The sequence below is a fragment of the Roseovarius sp. A-2 genome (genome assembly GCF_002072155.1).
Taxonomy (GTDB): domain Bacteria; phylum Pseudomonadota; class Alphaproteobacteria; order Rhodobacterales; family Rhodobacteraceae; genus Roseovarius.
On record NZ_BDIY01000013.1, the window covers coordinates 80,444 to 101,433 of the forward strand.

A 20,990-nucleotide genomic window follows, 5' to 3' on the forward strand; every position below is an offset into this window, starting at 1 on the left:
ATGGTCAATCCAGTATCAGGTCGGGTGTTCCGAGGCAGGTTTCGTCAACGGTGATGCCGAGGCCGGGGCCATCGGGCGGCGCGATGCGGCCAGCGGTTCGGGTTGGCGCGTCGGGCGCGAGGCCCGGGCTGACATAGCCCGACAGGTCACAGACGTTCAGCAAACGGTTCGGCGGGGTTGCAGCACCCAGGTGCAGTGCTGCGGCCGTGACGATATCGCTGCCCCAGGTGCATTCGACGCACATCTTTGCCCCAAGATGCAGGCACAGGTCGCGCGCCCGGCGCGTGGCCGACAAGCCGCCGAACTTCGACAGCTTCAGCGCCACGGCATCCATGATCCCCAGCCGGTGTGCCGCGAGCAGTGAGGCCGTGTCATGCGCCAATTCGTCCATCTTCATCGGCAAACCGGTGGCGGATTGCACCCGAGCGCAATCCTCCAGCGTGGCGCAGGGTTGTTCCAGCATCACGTCCAGATGGGCCGACGCGCGCCCCACGCGGAACGCGTCCAATGTGGTCGCGTCGCAGTTCCAGTCGCCATAGACCAACGGGCCGGGGCCGACGGCGTCGCGCACGCGTGTCAGCCGCTCGACATCGGTTTGCCAGTCGCCGGACGCGCCCAGCTTGGCCTGAAACTGAGTGATCCCTTGCGCCTGCGCCTCGCGCGCGATCTGGGCCATCTCGTCTGGCTCGACGCAAGTGACGGAGTGGTAGAGCGGCAGGGTCTCTTGTCGCCTACCCCCCATCAGGGCATGGATCGGCAGTCCGGCAGTTTGCCCCGTGATATCCCAAAGCGCGATGTCCAACGCAGACTTTGCGTAGACGTGACCGGGCAGAAAGGCATCGGCTTTGGCCATCAGCGCCTCTGCGCCAATGGGATCGGCTCCGAGGATGACCGGTGCCAGTTCCTGCAAGGCGGGCGCAACCCCACGGGCGTAGGCGGGCAAGTAATGCGGGATCGGGCAAACCTCACCCCATCCCGTCAGCCCTGTATTGGTGTCGAGCGCGACGACGACAGTTTCCACCGTATCGCACGTCTTGCCATCGGCCATGTAATAGGTTGCGTGACTGGTCAGAGGCACATGCCAGAGGCGCAGCCGGGTGATCTTGGCCGAGACGTTCTGGAATGTCGCAGGGCGCGGCGGCACGGTCATGTCGCGGCCCCATAGATGGCGACGGGCGCGCCGAGCGTCATTTCATCGGGATGAACGCCCAGACCCGGTGTCTCTGGCAAGTGCAGGTGTCCCGCGGTGTTGCGCGGGCCGCGCCCGCCCGCGATATCCAAGGTGATCATGTCCTGGCAGGCCCAGACCGCGCGGCAATTGGCGTCGGGGATAGTGGCTGCCAGATGCAGCGCCTCTGTGTCGGCCAGAACCGTGCCGCCGGTGGCCATCACGAACATGTCGATGCCATGGGCAATTGCTACGTCACGCATCCGGGCGGCCTTGGTCAGGCCACCGACACGGTTCAGCTTGATCCCGAAGACCTCGGCCAGCCCGTCACGGGCGATGCGCGCGGCGTCCTGAAGGGTGACGAGTGTCTCATCGACAGACACCGGCGCGGCATGCTTGCGCGCAATGGCCGCAATATCGTCCAGGGTTTCGCAAGGCTGCTCGAAGGTGACATTCAATACTTCGGTCGCGCGCATGACTTGAAGCGCCTGGGCCCGTGACCAGCTGCGATTGACATCGTAAAGGATGATCTCATCAGCGCCGCGATGCGCCTCGACATCCTTGATGCGGGCGATATCGCGATCCACGTTGCCGCCGATCTTGACCGAATGGGCGATGTATCCCCTGGCGCGGTAGCGGTCCATCACCTCCCGCGTCTCTTCCACAGTCTTGGCCCCCACAGAAGACGCAATCGGGCGCGGCGTGCGCGACCCGCCGCCCATCAGATCGGCTATCGGCAGCCCCGCTGACTGCCCCGCAATGTCCCAACAGGCCATGTCGATGGGCGATTTGGCATACAGATGACCGGGCAGGGACAGGTCCATCGCCCGCTCGACCTCCAACACCCGGCGCGGATCGAGGCCAAGGATGAACGGCGCCATGGTCTCGATCCCCGCCCGGATGCCGGGGCCGTGGGCGGGCACATAGGTATGTCCCCAGGGCGTGCCCTCGCCCCAGCCGGTGATCCCGGCGTTGGTTTCAAGCTTGACCAGTGTGGCATCGAGGCATTCGAACTTCAGCCGCCCGCCGGACAGCCAGTAGGGATGTTCCAAGGGCAGGTCGACTTGGTAGACGGTGATGGCGGTAATCTTCATGCGCCATAATCCGCAACCGGGGCGCCCAGGCTGTCAAAATCAGGCGTGACGCCCAAACCGGGCGTGTCGGGTGCAAAAAGCCTGCCGTTACTGGCCCATGCCCCGCCCACGCCGGTGGAGCGGGTGGTGTAGTTCATCAGATCGGTGGAGTTCTGCAAATACTCTTCCGGTGTCGAGGCCGCAAAATGCGCAACGACGCTCGTCGTTATCTCGCCGCCCCAGGTGTCTTCGGCCACGACGGGCATTCGGTTTTCGACCAGAAAGTCCCGCACACGGCGTGCTTTGGACAGACCCCCAAGGTTGGACAGCTTGAGGCAGCAGATTTCGGCGCCGCGGTCCGCAACAATACACTGTGCCGCGGCCAACCCGGTGATGCACTCATCAAGCTTCATCGGCTGCTGAGCCACGCGGCGGACTTGTTGGCATTCCTCGTAGGTCTTGCAAGGCTGCTCGAGAATGTAATCAAGGCCAGCCGTCGCCCGCGCCACGCGGATGGCATTGTCAACGCGCCAGCCCTGATTGGCATCGGCCATTGCCTTTTCGCCCGTCTCCAGCAGGGCGACACCCGCTGTTATCCTGTCGATGTCAGCCGCCCAATCGCTGCCGCCCACATACGGAAGATCTGTCTTGTATATGCGGATGCGCGTGATCTTCATGGGCAGACCACGATGTTTCCGGTGTGCTCTTTGGCGATGAAAGCTGCCTGCGCCGCGCGTAATTCATCGAGTGGATAGGTCGCAGCCAGATTAGGCTTGATCTCGCCCGCTTCGATGTAGCGGACGAGGTTCGACATCACCTCGGGGTCGATCACGGTGGAGCCTGTGAATGTCAGATCGCGCAGGTAAAACGTGCGCAGATCCAAATCGACCATTGGCCCGGCGATGGCCCCCGAACAGGTATAGCGCCCGCCGCGTTCGAGGATGTCGATGAGCTGCGGCCAGTATGGCCCGCCGACGACATCCGCGACGACCGTTATCTTCTCGCTGTCCAGCGCTGAACGCAGATTGTCGGGCGCACGCGGCAACAAACGGTCAGCGCCCAGAAGCGCCACGGTGTCATGCTTCGTTTCGGAAGCCATCGCGATCACACGAGCGCCACGGCGTTTGGCCAATTGCACAAGCGCGCCGCCCACCCCGCCCGAAGCACCAGGCACAAGCACAGTATCGGCCTTGTTGACTTTGGCACGGGTCAGCATGCCCTCGGCGGTCGAATACGAACACGAGAATGTCGCAAGTTCGGCGTCCGATAAACCCGATTGCACTGCGAGCGCGTTTTCCGAAGGAATCGTGGTGTACTCGGCAAAGCCACCGTCGCGCTCCGATCCGAAATAGCCGGTCTTGTCCTTGTTGCCGAGGTCTTGCAGATCGCGCAGCCAGTTGTCGGTAATCACCCGTGCGCCAATCCGGCTCGGGTCGACGCCCGCGCCGACGGCGACGATTTCGCCACATACATCGGCCCCCTGGATGCGTGGGAAGACAATCGGCGCGCCGCCCCAAGTGGGATCGTCATCGTTCACCTTCGCGTAAGCGCCGCCTGTCGTGGCCTCGCTCACCGCCTTGGAATACCAGCCTGTGCGGGTGTTTACGTCTGTATTGTTCAACCCGCAGGCCCCGACGCGGATAAGCACTTCGCCGACCACAGGATCGGGACGCGGCCAGTTTTCGTGCAATACGATCTGATCCAGATCACCATGTCCCATCGTGACCATCGCGCGCATTGTCGCTGGCAGATTCATTCGGCAGGCTCCTGAATGGCATCGACGCGGGGAGCCAGGTTCTCCGAATCATAGGCCGGTTCGGCGAGAACGCGCGCGACACGCGGGGTGCCGTGGATCACCACTTCAAGCGCGGTGCCGGGTTCCGCGGCATGGGGTTTGATATAGGCGAAGGCGAGGATTTTGCCGACTGTATGGCCATAGGCGACCGACGCTGTGGAGCCGACTACTTTGCCATCCAGCATCACCGCCTCACCGCCGTGCCCGTCGATTTCTCCGTCTGGTTCGATCTCCAGATAGGCGCAGATCCAAGGCAGATCGGTGTTCAGGGTCTTGTCCTTGCCAAGATAGTCTTTGTCCGTCCGCGCAAATCGTAGCACATCGGCCTCGGCCAGGGTGACTTCGTTGGTCAATTCGCCCGCGCCCTTGAAGCCTTTTTCCATGCGCATCACGTTCATGGCGAAGCTGCCGTAGTCGGCAATGCCATGCGTCTCGCCCGCTTGCCAGAGCGCGGCGTAGACCTCTGCCATGGCATCGAATGGCATATGCAATTCCCAGCCCAACTCGCCTGCATAGGACATGCGAAAGGCCCAGACTTTGTAACCTGCGACGGTGATCTCCTGCGCAGAGAGCCAGCGGAAAGAGGAATTGTCCAGCCGCGCATCGGTGCAAGCCGCCAGCACGTCCCGGGATTTTGGCCCGTTTAGCGACAGCGCCCCCCACGTGCTTGAAAGGGCAGTGACAGTCACGGTCTCGTCTTTCCGTTGGTCCGCGAGATGATCCAGCAGGCGCTGTTCGAAAAAGGCCGCGCAGACGAGGTAGAACTTATCGCCGGCCATGCGGACGATGGTGGTTTCCAATTCGATGCGTCCACGCCGGTTGAGCATATGCGTCAGGGTGATGCTGCCAACTTTCTGTGGCATCCGGTTCGCTGTCAGCCGATCCAGAAGTGCATAGGCATCCGGTCCTTCGATCAGCACCTTGGTAAAGGCCGTTACATCCATGATCCCGACCCGCTCGCGCACAGCTTTGACCTCTTGTGCCACCATCTCGTCCACCACCGTGCGGCGGAACGAATAGTGATCTTCCTGCGCCACGCCATCCCGTGCGAACCAGCGCGGACGCTCGAACCCGTACACCTCTTCAAACACCGCGCCTTTGGCCTTGAGGGCATCATAAAGCGGCGACGGCTTGATCGGACGCCCGGCCGGTCGGTTGAAATGCGGGAACGGGATTTCGTGGCGCAGGCAGTAATCTTCCTTGGCCTTCACCACCTGCCACTCCTTGGTGGCATAAGACCCAAACCGGCGCGGGTCATAGTCGCGCATCGAGATATCCGCCGCGCCATGCACCATCCAGCGTGCCAGTTCGCGCGTGAGCCCCGGCCCCCAGCCGATGCCGATCTGTGTGCCGCAGCAACACCAGTAATTGCGCACGCCCGGCGCGGGACCGATCAGCGGATTTCCATCAGGTGGATGGGAAATCGCGCCGTGCACGTCGCGTGAAATACCAAGCTCTGCAAAGATCGGCATCCGGTTCAGAGATTCCTCAAGCCACGGCATGACGCGGTCATAATCCGCCGCAAACAGCTCGTTTTCGGCCTCCCAGGGGCAGTGATCCTCCCAAACCGTGTTGGGGTTGGCTTTCTCGTAGATACCGATCAGGCCTCTTTTCTGCTCCATCCGGATGTAGCCCGAGACCTTGCGGTCATCGCGGATGACCGGCAATTCGCACTCCAGATCGCGGAATTCCGGCACCTCGTCGGTGACGAAATAATGATGCGTCATCGAGGTCATGGGTAGTTGCAGACCCGACCATTCGCCCATCTGCCGCGCATAGGTGCCGCCCGCGTTGACCACATGTTCACAGGTGATCGTGCCCTGCCCGGTCTCAACCAGCCATTCGCCCGTTGCCGCCTGCGTGATATTCGTAGCCCGGCAACGGCGGATGATCCGCGCGCCTCTGGCCCGTGCCCCTGCCGCCATCGCCATGGTCACATTCGTCGGGTCCACATGCCCGTCGTCAGGCGTGTGCAGCGCCCCCAGCACGCCGTCGAGATTATAGAACGGATGCAACTCCGCCACCCGGCCCGGCCCGACCAGCTCGATATTGAACCCGAGCGACTGCCCAACCGACAGCGTGTGGCGCAGCCAATCCATCTCGTCCTCGGTATAGGCCAGCCGGAACGACCCGCAGCCATGCCATGTCACCGCCTGCCCCGTCTCGGCCTCCAGCCCACCTGAATAAAGCCTGATGTTGTAATCCACGCATTTTCCAAGGCTGAAACTGGAGGTGGAATGCGTGATCTGTCCGGCCGCATGCCACGTGCTGCCGCTCGTCAGTTCGGCCTTTTCCAGCAGGACCACCTCCGGCCCCCAGCCCTCATGCGCGAGGTGATAGGCAAGTCCGACCCCCATCACACCACCGCCAACGATGACCACACGGGCGTGGCTGGGAAACTGCTTGTCCGACATGGTCGCTTCCTTTGTTCGGGAGTCGCAAAACCTGTGGACAGGCTAAGTGGACGTGTGTACCAATGTCAATCATGAATGGCACAAATGTATCAAATCGCGTATTGGATCGCCTCACCGAAGAGTGGGACGCCCTGACGCCCGAGGCGCAGAAAGCCGCGCGCTACGTGTTGGAGAACCCCAATGACGTTGGGGTTTCAACGGTGCGCGAGATTGCCGAGGCGGCGAAGGTGAAACCCAACACCTTCGTGCGCATGGCCCGCCAAATGGGGTTCGAGGGCTATGAGGATTTCCGCGCGCCGTTCCGCGAAGCGATCCGCAAGGGGGCTGTCAGCTTTCCCGACCGAGCGCGCTGGTTACAGGACATCCGCAAATCGGGCGATCTGGGCGGGCTTTATGCCGATATGGTCGAAGGGGCGATCCGGAACCTTGAAGAGACCTTCGCCGGCATCGACGCTGAGGCGCTGAAAAGCGCCGCTGAGGCGATCTGGAACAGTCGGCAGGTCTTCACCTTGGGCGTCGGGGTGAACAACGCGAATGCGCGCAACTTCACCTACCTCGCCTCCACCGGCATGGTGCAATTTCACGCCATTCCCCGCCCCGGATCGACGCCCACGGATGATCTGGCCTGGGCAGACAAACGCGATGTGCTGATCGCCATGTCCATGCGTCCCTACCGGACCGAGGTTGTCGCCGCCATCGAGGTGGCCCGAGAGCAGGGCCTGACCATCATCGGCTTGAGCGACAGCCCGGCCAGTCCGATCATCCGCGCAGCGGATCATGGCTTTGTCGTCGCCGTGGATACGCCGCAATTCTTTCCTTCGTCCGTGTCGACCGTCGCGCTTCTGGAAACTCTGCTGAGCTTTGTGATCGCGGTTGCCAGCGATGAGATCGTGGAGCGGGTCGAAAAATTCCATGACCGCCGCCATCAGCTTGGCATCTATGTGGAGGAGCCAGAATGAACGGGATGTCGTCCTCAAGTAGCGACGCGGTAGGGCACAAAGGCGAGCCCATTCGCTCGCTCAAGGCGCGCTACTACACCGACCCGCAGGTCTTCGAGGTCGAAAAAACCGGTCTGCTGGCACGAACCTGGCAATTCGCCTGCCACGCCAGCCAGTTGGAGAACCCCGGCGACTACGTGGCCTTTGATCTGGGCGATGAAAACCTGTTCTCGATCAGGGGGCGGGATGGCGAAATCCGCACCTTCTACAACGTCTGCCAACACCGCGCGCATCAACTCGTCAGCGGCGAAGGCTCAACCCGCGTCGTCGTCTGCCCATATCACGCGTGGACCTATGAGCTCACCGGCAAACTGCGCGCCGCCCCGAACGCGAAATCGGTGCCCGGCTTCGATGCCTCGAAAATCTGCCTGACCGAAGTGCGAACCGAGGTTTTCCTTGGCTTTGTCTTCGTCAACCTCGACCCGGATGCAGCGTCTATGGACGACTGGTTCCCCAACGCGCGCGCTGAGTTGGAAGACTTCGTGCCCAACTGGGCTGACCTCAAGCCGCTGGAATGGGTGGCGATCCCCGAGAATTGCAACTGGAAGGTCTCGGTCGAGAATTACTCGGAGTGCTACCATTGCGCCCTGAACCACCCGACCTTTGCCACAGGTGTGATCCGGCCGGAAACCTACGACATCCAGCCGCAGGGGTATTGCCTACGCCATACCACCGAATGCAACGACCTGAGCCAGATGACCTATGACATCGACAGCGGCTTTGCCAACCATGACAAGTATTCGTCATGGTTTCTCTGGCCGATGTTTTCCTTCCAAGTCTATCCCGGCAACCTGCTGAACACCTACCATTGGCGCGCGGTGGATGCGGATCACGTGGTGGTCTGGCGCGGCTGGTATTCGGTCGCGGGCTACGACGACGAAACCGTCCGTCGTATGGCCCAACAGGACCGCGCCACTACGGTCGAGGAAGACATTCACCTTGTCGAAAACGTACAGCGCGGGTTGAAATCGCGCGGTTACGTGCCCGGGCCGCTGGTGGTCGATCCCGCCTGCGGTGTGAATTCCGAACACTCGGTCATGCATCTTCAACGCTGGATGCGAGAAGCTGTGGATGGCTGATGTGAACCCCTACTGGCAGAATTACATCGACGGCGCATGGGTCGATGGCGGTGCGGGCCGGATCGAGGTGACCGACCCCACGACAGGCGAACGAATCGCTGAGCACGCCCTTGCCGATACCGCCGATGCGGACCGCGCCGCGCAGGCCGCCCGCAGGGTCCATCTGTCGGGCGCACTGACGGCGATGGGGCGGTATCTGCTGGAGCATAGGGACGAGATCGTCAGCATCCTGAGGCTCGAACAGGGCAAACCGCTTTGGGAGGCCCATATCGAGTTCGAGGGGGCTGCGCTTTATTTCGTGTATTACGGCAATCAGGCCAGCACGGTCGAAGGCCGCTCCATTCCTCTTGAGTCCGGCTACATGGACTGGACCGAATACGAACCCTTCGACGTGTCGGCGCAGATCATTCCGTGGAATTACCCGATCGAGATGACGGCCCGGTCACTCTCGGCGGCGCTGTCCACCGGCAACGCCTGCGTGATCAAATCGCCCGAGATGACGCCGCTGACCAATGCCTATCTGGCAAGGGCAGCCAAGGCGGCGGGTTTCCCGCCTGGCGCGGTGAACGTGATCTGCGGGCTGGGGCGCGACGCGGGCGCGGCCTTGGCTGGACGCCCTGATGTGAACCAGATCGTGTTCACCGGCTCTGTGCCCACAGGTATCGCCATCGCGACAGCGGCAGCACAAAACGTCGTGCCCTGCGTGCTTGAATTGGGCGGAAAATCGGCTGCCATTGTGCATGACGACGCCGATCTTGATGCGTTTGAGAATGACATTCGCTGGGGCATTTATTTCAACACAGGCCAGGTCTGTTCCGCCATGTCCCGCGTGATTGTGCATGAAAGCCGCCGTGACGAATTGATTGAACGGGCAGAAAAAGTTGCCAAATCCCTGTCGGTCGGGCCTGGCATTGAGCGCAACGAGTTCGGCGCGAACATGGGGTCGATGGTCAGCGACGGTCAGCGCGACCGTGCCGTGGGAATAATCGAAACGGCGCAATCCAAAGGCGCAGGGGTCGTGACCGGTGGGCGGCCGCTCAACCGCCCCGGCGCGTTTCTCGAACCCACGGTGCTGGCGGGCATGACACCGGGGATGGAAATCGCTACCAAAGGGGTGTTTGGCCCTGTCCTGTCGGTGTTGTCCTTCCGCGACGATGCGCAGGCCATCAAGATCGACAATAGCACCGACTACGGCTTGGTCGGCGACGTCTTTACCACCGGCTTGAACCGCGCACCCGCACGGTACGCCAGTTGCGCGCCGGTCAGGTCTTTGTCAACGAATGGTACGCAGGCGGCGTTGAAACGCCCTTTGGCGGTTACGGCAAATCCGGCTATGGCCGCGAACAGGGCCGCGAGGCGCTATGGAACTACGTGCAAACCAAGAACATCGCGATCCGGTTGAAAGGATAACACCATGAGCGCATTCGACGAAGACCTGTTCCTGAAAGGGCTGGAACAACGCAAAGCGACGCTTGGGGCCGAGTATGTCGAGAAGAACCTTGCCGCTGCGGACGATTTCACGCGCCCCTTCCAAGAGGCGATGACAGCCTGGTGCTGGGGCTTTGGCTGGGGTGATGATGTGATCGACGCCAAGACACGCTCCATGATGAACCTGTCGATGATCGGGGCTTTGGGCAAGATGCACGAATGGGAAACCCATTGCCGCGGAGCGCTTAACAATGGTGTCACCCAGGATGAAATCCGAGCGATCATCCACGTGATCGGCATCTATTGCGGTGTCCCACAGGCGCTTGAATGTTTTCGCGTGGCCCGACGGATTCTGGAAGAGAGCTGAAAACAGAGCTTATCTCGGCAAGCCCGCGAAGGCGCGAAGCATCCTTGATCATCCCGATCTTAGGGAGCGTCGCTCGCGGGCCATTCCTGCTTTTGGCCGTCGCTCTATGATGCTGCGCCGCCGACCGTCGGAGTTGCCGTTCGCTGCGGGTGAAAACACGAACATGCTTTGAAGACATAATTTGCGGACAAAAGAGCCAACTACGACCTGAGGCCCATTATCCGCCACGATCGCTCGCCTTTCCGAGCAACCAATCGCGCACACGCAAAACCGCGTCAGAGGTTACATCGCGTGGCATGAGGAGATGGAAATCCAGTCCGCCCTCGAGCGCGCTGTAAATTGGCTGAACGAGCCGCCCTGCATTCAGGTCCCGCTGGACGAGGAAGCGACTGGCCAGCGCGACGCCTTGTCCAGCCAGGGCGGCATCGAGGCTCAGCGTCGTCTGGTTGAAACGGAGGCCGCGGGGCTGCTCTGTGGCGCGATCGAAAGCCGCCGCGCTGAAACTCGGCCAGAGATCATGCGTGTCATGCAGGAGTGTCATGCGCAATAATGCCGCCTCATCGAGCGGTAGTTCTTGTTCCGTGACCAGATGCGGTGCGCAGACAGCGACAACCTCCTGCGGAAACAGCAGGTCGGCGCGCAGGCTCGCTCCGAAAGGCGGCCGCCCCTGACGCACCGCGAGGTCGATCCCGTCGGCATGGAAACTCGAGACGCGCTCCGTCGCGGTGATGCGCAGGTCGATTTCCGGATTGGCCTCGGTGAAGTCCGCCAACTGCGGGATGAGCCATTTCGACGCAAAGGTGGGGGTCACGCTGATGGTCACTCGCGACGGTGCCGACCGGAGCGCGGCGGTCGCGTCGGAGAGCTGGGAGAATGCGCGCGACACCGCCGCGTGGTAGCCGCGCCCCTCCTCAGTGAACGACAGACCGCGTGGCTCTCGCAGGAACAGGCGGAGCCCGAGGTGCTCTTCCAATCCGCGCACCTGCTGAGCCACCGCGCCCTGGGTCACCCCCAGGTCCTCGGCCGCCGCGCGGAAGGTCAGATGCCGCCCCGCGGCGGCAAATGCCCGAAGTCCGTTCAGGGGCGGCAACGTGATCTCATAAGACACGATAGTTTTCCTACTGTCACGCAACAGCTCATCTGGCTGGTCATCGCAGCATACAGCCTTTATCTGCTGGACAACAGGCGCGGTCTACACATTCCGGCCAGCAAGGAGAAATAATCATGACGGCAGAAAAAGTAGCGCTTATCACGGCAGGTGGCAGCGGCATGGGAGCCGATGCCGCGAAACGCCTTGCCGCCGATGGTTTCAAGGTCGGCATCCTATCGTCTTCGGGCAAGGGGGAGGCCCTCGCAGCAGATCTCGGCGGCTTTGGCGTGACCGGATCCAACCAGTCTATCGAGGACCTCACACGTCTCGTCGACGGGGCTACGGATCGCTGGGGGCGTGTCGACGTGCTGGTGAACTCGGCCGGGCACGGGCCCAAGGGCGCGATCCTGGAGATTTTGGACGACGAGTGGCACGCAGGGCTCGACGTCTACCTCATGAACGTGATCCGACCCACCCGGCTCGTCACACCGATCATGGCAAAGCAGGGCGGCGGCGCGATCATCAACATCTCGACCTTCGCGACCTTCGAGCCGGACCCCTTGTTTCCGACATCGGGCATCTTCCGGGCCGGCCTCGCCAGCTTCGCCAAGCTCTACGCCGACAAATACGCCGCGCAGAACATCCGCATGAACAATGTCCTGCCGGGTTTCATCGACAGCTTGCCGGAGACCGAAGACCGCCGGGCTCGTATCCCGATGGGCCGCTACGGCAAGGAAGAGGAGGTTTCCTCACTGATAAGCTGGCTTGCCTCCGAGGGAGGCGGCTACGTCACCGGGCAGAACTGGCGGATCGACGGAGGGCTGACGCGTGGCGTTTGAGGCTGGCCACATTATCGAGCGCGGCCAGACCGTGTCCGTCGTGAAGTGGGTGGCTTCGGTCATCCAGATTGTGGGCTACGCTGCGACCGGGTTCGGATGGACCCCGTGGAACATTTACCTGTTTCTGGTCGGCGTGCTGGGCTGGTTGGTGGTGGGCGTGCTGTGGAAAGACCGGGCACTGATGCTGGTTCACTTCATAGCACTCGGCTCCATGCTGGTTGGGATGGCGAGCCAATAATGTGATTGGGCTCGCGGCAGACCTGCGACGGTGGGCCGGGTGCAAATCTCCTTTTCCGTACGAACGCCCGGCCTTCCCGGCCCTAACCAGCCTTTGAGCCGAACCGATTTGAACGCCCGGTTCGGCGGCGGCGAAATATCTGCACGCCCGGAAGCGGTAGTGTCATCTTGCACGGTACGTGCCGGTGCCATCATCGCCGGTCATCTCGCCGCTACGGGGGCCGTCGCCGCCGGGTTTTCGGCAAACAGCGGTCCGACTCCCACGCCCCTCGTGGCGCCTTTTTCATCGCGCAGGAGGAAAAGGGCGTCGATCCCTCGCGCGTTTGCAAGGGCCGCGCCCCTTTCGGGGCCAAGCACCATGAGGGCCGTCGCCCAGGCGTCGGCCTCGGCACAGGTCCGGGCCACCACAGTAACGGACGCGGGCGAGGCGATCAGCGGCGCGCCACGGGCCGGGTCCATCGTGTGCGACAGCCGCCGCCCCTGCACCTCGACCCAGTGACGGTAATCGCCCGAGGTCGCCACGGCGGCCTCCTCAAGCTCAAGGATGGAATGGGGGGTGCGGCGCGTGGGGTCGGGGGCCTCCACCGCGACAGTCCAGGCATGCCCGTCGGGTCTGGGCCCAGGCGCGCGCATCTCGCCGTCGATTCCGACGAGGGCATTCGCGATGCCGTGGTCGCGCAGGGTTTCGGCTAGCCGGTCGACGCCGTAGCCCTTGGCGATGCCGTTCAGGTCGAGCGCGAGGGGCGCGGTCTTACGTACTTGGACCTCGCCGATCTCCAGTGCCCTGTGTGCGGGCAGGCGATCGGCGGACATCGCGACGCGGATTCCATCGGGCGCCGCTGCCTTGGGGCCAAAGCCCCAGGCCGTCACCGCATCGCCCATGCCGATGTCAAAGGCCCCGCCCGAGGCGCGCCCGATTTCAAGGCCGAGGCGCAGCACCTCCCTCATCCGATCCGGCACCGTCGTCCATGCGCCGACCGGCGCCGCGTTGAGGCGCATCAGGTCGCTTTCGGGCCGCCAGGTGGACATCTGCGCATCCACCTCATCGACCGCCGCCTGCAGCGCCGCGCGCAGCGGGGCGGGATCGAAACCAGGCGGGGCAAAGAACAGCGCGGACCAGCGTGTGCCCATGGTCGGGCCGTTCAGGGCATGGCGTGTCGGCTCAGTAGACGTCTTCGACATATCGTCCCTCTGCTTTCAGAACCGCGGGAGTGAGCCCGCTTGGCGCAAGGATCTCGGTCAGCGCGTCGGCCACGCCCGTCGCCATGCCGCGCCCGCCGCAGACCATCACGCGGGCCCCATTGTGGATGAGCTGTGCGGCTTGTGCCTTGTCACCACGCAGCGCGTCCTGCACATATTCAGGCCTGTTCCCGCGCGACACCGCCGTGACCAGCCGGGTCAGGCGACCCTCGTCCTGCCATGCGGGCATTTCTTGGTCATACAAGAAGTCGCTGTCAGGGCGACGCATCCCGAAGAAGAGGTGAATGGGCCGCCGTCGCGCGTTGCCGCGCACGAAACCGGCCAGCGGACCGATGCCGGTGCCGGCGCCAATCAAGATCAGCGGCGCGCGGCCCCGGCCCGGTTTGAACCCGGGATTTCGACGCAGAAAGGCGGTCACGGTCTGCCCGGGCTTCAGTGCGGTCAGTTGGGTCGAGGCGAGGCCACCGGGATGTTTCTTGACCACGATCTCGATGAACCCATCGCGGCGCGAGGAGGCAAGCGAGTAGGAGCGAGGCACAGTGCTGCCCTCGGGCAGGATGTTGATCAGGTCGCCTGCGTCGAACCGGGCAAAACTGGCGCCGGTCAGTCGTTGCCACAGGGTTGAACGCGGCAGGGCAAAACGCAGGATCGCGGTCGGGGCCTGCACCTCGGCACCGTAGTCGCGCCGCGAGATCAGGGTTAGCGCCTGCGTCACCGGATGAACCGGCTGGTGCGACAACTCGAGCTCGATCCCCATCGCCTGACCCAGCGCACGGCCCCAGCGCGCGAAGTCCTGCGGCGACTGGCGGTTGATGGTGTCGAGCGGCAGGAACTCGGGCCAGCCCTTTGCCTCGGCGGCTGCGGCGACCGATTTGGCGAAGCCGCAATAGGCGGGAAAGCTGCGATCGCCAAAGCCGAGCACGGCCAGCGGCGCGGCGGGCGCGCTGTCGGCGGCGGGCAGTCGGTCGAGAAACCCCTTGGCCGAGGCCGGTGCGCCGCCGTCGCCATAGGTCGCGGCCAGCACGATGATCCGCTTGGCGCCCGTGTAGCGGTGCGGTGCGAATGCCGACATCGACGCGACATGCACGCTTTGTCCGGCCTGCGTCAGCGCCGCATGGAGGGTCGCGGCAAAGCCCCAGGTGCTGCCGCCTTCGCTGCCGACGAGCAGGACCGTCTCGGCGCGTACCGCCGACTGATTGCCCCAGATGCGGGGCCGCCCGCGCCGCCCGGCGAGCCAGGTCAGAACGCCCGTCGCCGCCAATGCGGGCACGCCGAGCGCCATGAGCCCCAGAACGAGGCCAAGCGTTGCGGCGCCTTGACCGGTGTGCAGCATGTAGATGGTTTCCGAGAGGCGATCCCACCCACCCAGGTCGGCCCAGGTCAGCAGCGCCCCGGTGCCCTGGTCGAGATAGCCGGTGCCTTGGTCCGTCTTGAGCGTGAAGACATCGGTCGCGTCATCGGGATAGGGAAAGCTCAACTCGCGCAGGTCAGTCACAGGCGTCTCAACCAGCAACGCCAACTGGCCAAGCGCAACGCCCATCTCTCCGCTGACCTCGGTCGGAAAGGCCGGCGTGGCGCCGTCATCGGGCAGCAGGTCGAAGGTCGAGGCGGTCATCCACAGGGCTGTCACGGACGACAGGGTCAGGCCGATCACCGCGATCCGGGCGATCTCGACATGCAGCCGTCCGGCAAGCGGCCCGCGCAGCGGCGCGAACCAGTGTTTCCATCCGCCCACGCGCCGCGCGACCAGGGCCGCGCCCGAAAGCGCCAGGATCAGCATTGCCGCCGCCGCCAGCGCCATGGCGATGCGCCCGCCGTCCCCGAGGAACAGCGAGCGGTGCAGGTTGGTGAGCCAGCGGTGCAGCTGGTTGGGGTCGGCCGAAACGACGCCCTGGCCGGTGGCGGGGTCGATCACGGCGGCCCCCGGGGTTCCCTGATCGAACCAATAGGCGGTGATCCGGCCCGAGGGGGCGCGGCGGATTTGCTCGACGCCCGGATAGGTCGCATGGATGCGATCGACGAGGGTGGCGACCGTCAGGCCGGACTCGGCCTGCGGCGCTGTGATCCGCTCGGCTACGGGGAAGACAGACAGGGCCGCCCCGCTCAGGCTCAAGACCACGAGGAGCGCGAACGCCAGAAGACCCGGCCAGCGATGAAGTACGCGGATCATGGCCCTGTCTCCTTACATGTCGTAGGCAAAGCTGGCGATGTAGCGGCGCCCGCGCACCAGAGTGCTGGCGCCCTCGATGGTCAGCGGCACGGCGATCTCGTTGGGGCTGTCACGCATGTCCTCGACGGCCGCGTCGACATGCAGGGTGTAGCCCGCATCGAACAGCGCATCGGCAAGGTCCAGCGTGATCTCGAGGCTGCGGCCCGCGCCGACGCTGGCGCCGGTGATGCCGTCGACCTGCGCTGTGTCGCCGCCGGTGGCACGGTACCAATCGGTCAGGTGCTTGTAGTATTTCGACTTGCTGCCGGCCATCCACAGGCTGCCCACATAGGCGCCCGAGGTGTCGGTCACGTAAAGCGCGAGATAGGCGCCGTCGCCGCCATAGTTGTTGAGGGTCGTGGTCAGCGTGACCGGGCGCGCCATGGCGTAGCCCGGAACGGTCAGGGCAGTGGTCAGGGCCAGCGTGGCAAGAAGCGATTTCATCGGTAGTATCCTTGTTCAGAGGGGGAGGAGGAGCTTAGTTCACCTGAACCTTCGGCGGTGTGCCGGTGCCGAAAAGCCCGTTCTGCGGCGGTGCGACCGTGCCGGCGGGTGCGGGGTTCTTGGTGCCGCCGCGGCGACCGTCATCGTCGTCGTCATCATCGTCGTCGTCATCATCGTGGTCGTCATCATCATCGTCATCGTCATCGTCATCGTCGCTGAACAGGCGCCACCATTTCCGGTGCTTTCCGTAGTGGTCATCGTCGTCACGAACCCGAACCAGCGACGACGCCTCTGTGCCGTCATCGAAAAGCGGGGAAAATGCCTGGGAGCCGTCACCGGTAGAGGCGCGCATTGCGCTCCAGGCGGGCACGCCGATGGCGGTGGTCAGGGCCGTGGAGGCGGCAAGAATTGCAAGGGTCTTTCTCATGGCAGGGTCTCCTTTTCGTCTGCTGACCCCAATTTGGCGATCGGACCTGAGGGCTTCCTGACAAGAGGGCGATTCCCGCTTCAGCTTGCCGTCAGGAAGGAAAAAGCCCCGCCGGAAACCGGCGGGGCCAGGTGGGCCGAAGGGACACATCGACCGCAGGTATGGGTCTAAGTGATTTCCTCGGGTCCGGGCGCGCGCTTGTCGCCGGTGATCATGGCACGGGCCAGGTTTTCACGATGCCGGACCGAGGCCAGGGCGACGCCCGCCACGTGCAGCGCGATCAGGAACAGCATCAGGTTGGCAAAGGTTTCGTGCACCTCTTTCAGCGGTCCATCGCCGTGTTCGCCGTAGTCGTCATGGTCCCCGTCGCCATCGGCCCAGGCGGGCGCCACGATCTGCGGCATCTCGGGCAGCATCGCCAGGCGGTCCGGTTCCTCCATGAGCCAGCCGGTAAAGGCGGTGCCCGAGAGAGCGGCAAGCAGCGCCACGATCATGGCGGCGCCGGCGGGGTTGTGACCGAGGTAGCGCCGCTCGCCCCCGCGCACCATGTCACCGAGATAGGTCAGCGTGTCGCGGGGGCCCTTGATGAACCGGGAAAAGCGCGCGTACCGGCCGCCCACAAGGCCCCAGATCAGCCGGAACGCCACCAGGCCAGCCACGATGTAGCCCGCGACCTCATGTACCGGTTGCAACTCCTCCGCCGAAAGCCAGGCGATCGCGACCGCGCCGACGAGACCCCAGTGGAACAGCCGCACCAGCGGGTCCCAGACACGAACCTTGCCAGAGGCCCCGGCTGCCGTCTGCGATGCTTCGTGGGGGACGGTGTCAGTCATTCGTGCGGTCCTCCTTGCGATCCCGGCGGGGACGATCATCCACGTCGTCCTCGTCCTCGTCCTCGTCTTCGAACTCGAATTCGATCACCTCGAGCGTCGAGGGATGCACGGTCACCTCGATGGGGCGCCCTTCGGCATCCCGCCCCTTGATCTCGTAACAGCCGTCATCGATCTTGATCCGTCGCACGACCCAGCCGTTCTCTTCGGCCAGGCGCGCCACGGCGTCCCTTGGCTGCCAGTCCGTCATCGGGACGAAACAATCGTCGTCGGCCAGTGCCATCCCGGCCGGAAAGACCGCGAGAAAGCCGATAATTGTCAATGTCTTCGTCATGAGCCAAACTCCTCGTTGCGACCAAGGTGATGCGAGTCTTGCGCGATGAAGCTGACAGGAGCCTGAAGATGGTCAGCCGACCCCGTAAGCTTTGCGTCAGCCAGGCACGGCAAAAGCGGGGCGTCACGAAGGGAATGGAACAAGCATGCGCATCCTTTTGATCGAGGACGACACCGTCCTGGGCGCCGCCGTGCGCGACCAGATCGCGGCCAATGGCCAGTCGGTGGACTGGGTCACGCGGCTGGATGCCGCGACCGACGCGGTGCACGGCGCCTCTTATGACCTGATCCTGCTGGACCTGATGTTGCCGGACGGGCGCGGTATCACGTTCCTCAAGGCGCTGCGCGCGCGCGGCGATGTCACTCCGGTGATCATCCTGACCGCGCTCGACCAGGTATCGGACCGGATCGAGGGACTGAACGCGGGCGCAGATGACTATCTCGTCAAACCCTTCGACCTGGCCGAGCTCTCGGCGCGGATCGGCTCGGTTGCGCGGCGCTACAGCGGCAACCCGAACCCGATCATCACCCATGGGCCGCTGGAGATCGACCTTGCCGCGCGCAGTATCCGCCGCGACGGCAAACCCGTGCAACTGACGGCGCGGGAATGGGCCCTGTTCGAGGCCTTCCTCTCCCGCCCGGGGCAGCTCCTGTCCAAGGCGCAGCTGGACGACAAGCTCTATGCCTTCGGCGCCGAGGTGGAGAGCAACACCATAGAAGTCCACGTCAGCCGGTTGCGCAAGAAGCTCGGCAGCGCGATCATCGAGACCGAGCGCGGCATGGGGTATCGGCTGGGCAAGCCATGAGGTTTCCGCGCAGCCTTCAGGCGCGGCTCGGGCTGTCGGTCGGGCTGGTGCTGACCGTCCTGTGGCTGCTGGCCGCCACGCTCACCGCCCTCGTCGTGCGGGGCGAGATGGACGAGGTGTTCGACAGCGCCCTGCGGGAAACGGCCGAGCGCATCCTGCCACTTGCGGTGACCGAAATCGTCGGTCGCGAGGAAGAGGGGGTGACCCAAAGGCTCGCTCCGATCCGGGAACATCTGGAGTTCTTTACCTATGTGGTGCGCGATGCGCAGGGGCGCATCCTGCTGCAGTCCCACGCGGCGAATCCGCAGATGTTCCCGCCCTACGACGGGGCGGGGTTTCACCAGACCGCGACCCATCGCTTTTACAATGACGCGGCCCTTCGGGGGACGGTGCGCATCACCGTCGCCGAACCGCTGGCCCATCGCGCGGCGGTGGCGCGGGAAATCCAGCTTGGTCTCGGGCTGCCGCTGTTGATCGTGCTGCCCGTGGCGCTGGCGGCAATCATATTCGCGGTCCGGACCACGCTTGGGTCATTGCGCCGGTTTCGCGTTAGCCTCGAGGCGCGCAGCGTGCGCGACCTCTCGCCGGTCGCCACCGGGGACCTGCCGGCGGAAATCCACCCGCTGGCCACGACCCTGAACAGCCTGCTGGACCGGCTGCGTGAGGCCTTCGAGGCCGAGCGCAGCTTTGCCGCCAATGCGGCGCATGAGTTGCGCACGCCACTGGCCGGTGCGATCGCGCAGGCACAGAGATTGCGGTCCGAGACGAGTGATGCAGCCGCCGAGGCCCGCGCGGCCGAGATCGAGACCACGCTCAAGCGGCTGACCCGGCTCTCCGAACGCCTCATGCAACTCGCAAGGGCCGAGGGCGGTCGGCTTCGGCTGGACCGGTACACGGATCTGCGTACCGTCGCGCGCCTGGTGATCGAGGACACCGAGCGCGGGTCCCCCCCCGGCCGCATCGCCTTGACGCTGCCGGCGACGCCGCTTCTGTCCGACCTCGACCCGGACGCCTTCGGGATTCTCTGCCGAAACCTGGTGGAGAACGCCCTGCGCCACGGGGCCGGGAGCGCCCCCGTCGACGTCACCCTGACGACCGATGGTGAATTGATCGTCGCGAATGACGGGCCGGTGCTGTCCCGCGAAACGCTGAACCAGCTGACGGCGCGGTTCGAGCGCGCCGACGCAAGCAGCGATGGCAGCGGGCTGGGCCTCGCCATCGTCGCCGCCATCGCGGAGCGGATCGGAAGCCCGCTTGTGCTGGCCTCCCCGCGCCCGGGCTTTGACATGGGTTTTCAGGCTTCCGTGAAACTGCCGACAGATGCGCGGACCCCTTCCCTCTGGCAGAGAGGCTCGATGTACTGAGAGCAGGGGGCGAGGCGGACCGGCAAGACGACGGATCCCGGACATTCGTTCAACGCGCCGCGAACGGTCGCATTCCGCCCTCACCTGATGACCCAAGCTGGAACACCTCGCACCTTTTATTCTGCGACTTTTCAGGGGCTTTCCAAAGGTCACCGGACGGAGTAGGCATCCCAATCATCAAAGGTTTGGGACAGATCATGGCGCAAAAGGCCACTATTTACAAAGTTGAGCTCTCGGTCTCAGATATGGACCGTCATTACTATGAAACCCACAAGCTTACTGTGGCTAAACATCCGTCAGAGACAGATGAACGGCTGATGGTGCGGCTTGTTGCTTTTGCGCTGAATGCCCATGAGAATTTGGAAATGACCAAAGGCCTTTCGACGGATGACGAACCGGATCTCTGGCAGAAAAGCCTGAGCGGCGAGCTTGATGTCTGGGTGGCGCTGGGGCTTCCGAGCGAGAAGGTGATGCGCCAATCCTGCGGCAAGGCCAGCAAGGTGATCGTCTATCCTTATGGCGGCCGAACGGCAGAGGTCTGGTGGGACAAGGTCAAGAACAGCACAACCCGGTTTGATAATCTTCAGGTGGTGAGTTTTCCCGAGGCAGAAACCGCTGCATTGGCCAAGCTGGCAAGCCGCGCGATGAAAATCCAGGTCAATGTCCAGGATGGCGAAGTGATGGTCAGTGCAGATGATGGAATTGTCTACGTGACCCCGACAGAATGGAAGTGAAGTGGCCCCAGAAAACTGGACAGTCGGCTAAGGTGTATCCCAAACCTTTGAAGGGATACGAGAATGGCGAAGCGCCGGAACTTTACAGACCAGTTTAAGGCCAAGGTGGCGTTGGAAGCGCTACGTGGTGACAAGACCGTGCAGGAGATCGCGGC

The 20,990-nt window shown here is 63.7% G+C and carries 20 protein-coding genes and 1 pseudogene; 9 read left to right on the top strand and 12 right to left on the bottom strand.

What is annotated here, in order from left to right; genetic code table 11:
• Positions 1-4: 4 nt before the first annotated feature.
• From BHD06_RS14620 to BHD06_RS14640, 5 genes are read right to left on the bottom strand one after another with little or no spacing between them, the layout of a single operon-like run.
• Positions 5-1,150 (bottom strand): mandelate racemase/muconate lactonizing enzyme family protein, encoded by a 1,146-nt coding sequence (locus tag BHD06_RS14620; RefSeq protein WP_080457708.1) that lies wholly within the window; start codon positions 1,148-1,150, stop codon positions 5-7.
• Entirely contained in the window at positions 1,147-2,262 is a 1,116-nt protein-coding gene (locus BHD06_RS14625) for a mandelate racemase/muconate lactonizing enzyme family protein (protein ID WP_080457709.1), read from the bottom strand. Before BHD06_RS14625 ends, BHD06_RS14620 begins: the two co-directional genes overlap by 4 nt.
• The gene (locus BHD06_RS14630; RefSeq protein ID WP_254892432.1) at positions 2,259-2,918 is read right to left on the bottom strand and encodes an enolase C-terminal domain-like protein; all 660 of its coding nucleotides are present in this window, start codon (positions 2,916-2,918) and stop codon (positions 2,259-2,261) included. Before BHD06_RS14630 ends, BHD06_RS14625 begins: the two co-directional genes overlap by 4 nt.
• Positions 2,915-3,997: an alcohol dehydrogenase family protein gene (locus tag BHD06_RS14635; RefSeq protein WP_080457710.1), complete on the bottom strand. Its 1,083-nt coding sequence runs from the start codon at positions 3,995-3,997 to the stop codon at positions 2,915-2,917. The genes BHD06_RS14630 and BHD06_RS14635 overlap by 4 nt, the downstream gene beginning before the upstream one ends.
• Positions 3,994-6,450, bottom strand: coding sequence for an FAD-dependent oxidoreductase (locus BHD06_RS14640; RefSeq protein ID WP_080457711.1), 2,457 nt, complete (start codon positions 6,448-6,450; stop codon positions 3,994-3,996). Before BHD06_RS14640 ends, BHD06_RS14635 begins: the two co-directional genes overlap by 4 nt.
• Positions 6,451-6,521: 71 nt before the next feature.
• On the opposite strand from BHD06_RS14640, the gene BHD06_RS14645 reads away from it, so the two are divergent.
• From BHD06_RS14645 to BHD06_RS14660, 4 genes and pseudogenes are all read left to right on the top strand, one after another.
• Entirely contained in the window at positions 6,522-7,409 is an 888-nt protein-coding gene (locus tag BHD06_RS14645) for a MurR/RpiR family transcriptional regulator (protein WP_080457737.1), read from the top strand.
• Positions 7,406-8,527 carry an aromatic ring-hydroxylating dioxygenase subunit alpha gene (locus BHD06_RS14650; protein WP_254892433.1) on the top strand — a complete coding sequence of 374 codons (1,122 nt, stop codon included), beginning with the start codon at positions 7,406-7,408 and terminating at the stop codon, positions 8,525-8,527. The genes BHD06_RS14645 and BHD06_RS14650 overlap by 4 nt, the downstream gene beginning before the upstream one ends.
• Positions 8,520-9,937, top strand: a pseudogene (locus tag BHD06_RS14655) (aldehyde dehydrogenase family protein). Before BHD06_RS14650 ends, BHD06_RS14655 begins: the two are co-directional and overlap by 8 nt.
• Positions 9,938-9,941: 4 nt before the next feature.
• Complete coding sequence (locus tag BHD06_RS14660) at positions 9,942-10,322, top strand: carboxymuconolactone decarboxylase family protein (protein WP_080457712.1); 381 nt, start codon at positions 9,942-9,944, stop codon at positions 10,320-10,322.
• A 217-nt stretch (positions 10,323-10,539) separates the two neighbouring features.
• Here BHD06_RS14660 and BHD06_RS14665 read toward each other — a convergent pair whose 3' ends face one another.
• Positions 10,540-11,430, bottom strand: coding sequence for a LysR substrate-binding domain-containing protein (locus BHD06_RS14665; RefSeq protein WP_080457713.1), 891 nt, complete (start codon positions 11,428-11,430; stop codon positions 10,540-10,542).
• A gap of 116 nt (positions 11,431-11,546) precedes the next feature.
• Between BHD06_RS14665 and BHD06_RS14670 the strand changes: the two genes are divergently transcribed.
• Positions 11,547-12,251 (top strand): SDR family oxidoreductase, encoded by a 705-nt coding sequence (locus tag BHD06_RS14670; RefSeq protein WP_080457714.1) that lies wholly within the window; start codon positions 11,547-11,549, stop codon positions 12,249-12,251.
• Positions 12,241-12,489: a DUF6552 family protein gene (locus tag BHD06_RS14675; RefSeq protein ID WP_080457715.1), complete on the top strand. Its 249-nt coding sequence runs from the start codon at positions 12,241-12,243 to the stop codon at positions 12,487-12,489. The genes BHD06_RS14670 and BHD06_RS14675 overlap by 11 nt, the downstream gene beginning before the upstream one ends.
• A gap of 200 nt (positions 12,490-12,689) precedes the next feature.
• Here BHD06_RS14675 and BHD06_RS14680 read toward each other — a convergent pair whose 3' ends face one another.
• The 6 genes from BHD06_RS14680 to BHD06_RS14705 form a co-directional block, all read right to left on the bottom strand.
• A complete protein-coding gene (locus BHD06_RS14680; RefSeq protein ID WP_080457716.1) occupies positions 12,690-13,670 on the bottom strand; it encodes an FAD:protein FMN transferase in 981 nt (326 codons plus the stop codon).
• Complete coding sequence (locus BHD06_RS14685; protein ID WP_080457717.1) at positions 13,651-15,858, bottom strand: PepSY domain-containing protein; 2,208 nt, start codon at positions 15,856-15,858, stop codon at positions 13,651-13,653. The genes BHD06_RS14680 and BHD06_RS14685 overlap by 20 nt, the downstream gene beginning before the upstream one ends.
• 12 nt (positions 15,859-15,870) lie before the next feature.
• A complete protein-coding gene (locus tag BHD06_RS14690) occupies positions 15,871-16,341 on the bottom strand; it encodes a DUF2271 domain-containing protein (protein ID WP_080457718.1) in 471 nt (156 codons plus the stop codon).
• Between the two features lie 34 nt (positions 16,342-16,375).
• Positions 16,376-16,768: a hypothetical protein gene (locus BHD06_RS14695; protein WP_080457719.1), complete on the bottom strand. Its 393-nt coding sequence runs from the start codon at positions 16,766-16,768 to the stop codon at positions 16,376-16,378.
• A 167-nt stretch (positions 16,769-16,935) separates the two neighbouring features.
• On the bottom strand, positions 16,936-17,601 hold the full coding sequence (locus BHD06_RS14700; protein ID WP_080457720.1) for a cytochrome b/b6 domain-containing protein: 666 nt from the start codon (positions 17,599-17,601) through the stop codon (positions 16,936-16,938).
• Positions 17,594-17,932, bottom strand: a complete 339-nt coding sequence (locus BHD06_RS14705; protein WP_080457721.1) for a PepSY domain-containing protein — start codon at positions 17,930-17,932, stop codon at positions 17,594-17,596. Before BHD06_RS14705 ends, BHD06_RS14700 begins: the two co-directional genes overlap by 8 nt.
• Positions 17,933-18,077: 145 nt before the next feature.
• Between BHD06_RS14705 and BHD06_RS14710 the strand changes: the two genes are divergently transcribed.
• The 3 genes from BHD06_RS14710 (at position 18,078) to BHD06_RS14720 (ending at position 20,835) form a co-directional block, all read left to right on the top strand.
• On the top strand, positions 18,078-18,737 hold the full coding sequence (locus BHD06_RS14710; protein ID WP_080457722.1) for a response regulator transcription factor: 660 nt from the start codon (positions 18,078-18,080) through the stop codon (positions 18,735-18,737).
• Entirely contained in the window at positions 18,734-20,101 is a 1,368-nt protein-coding gene (locus BHD06_RS14715; protein ID WP_080457723.1) for an ATP-binding protein, read from the top strand. The genes BHD06_RS14710 and BHD06_RS14715 overlap by 4 nt, the downstream gene beginning before the upstream one ends.
• 197 nt (positions 20,102-20,298) lie before the next feature.
• Positions 20,299-20,835, top strand: coding sequence for a YaeQ family protein (locus BHD06_RS14720; protein ID WP_080457724.1), 537 nt, complete (start codon positions 20,299-20,301; stop codon positions 20,833-20,835).
• Positions 20,836-20,990 lie beyond the last annotated feature (155 nt).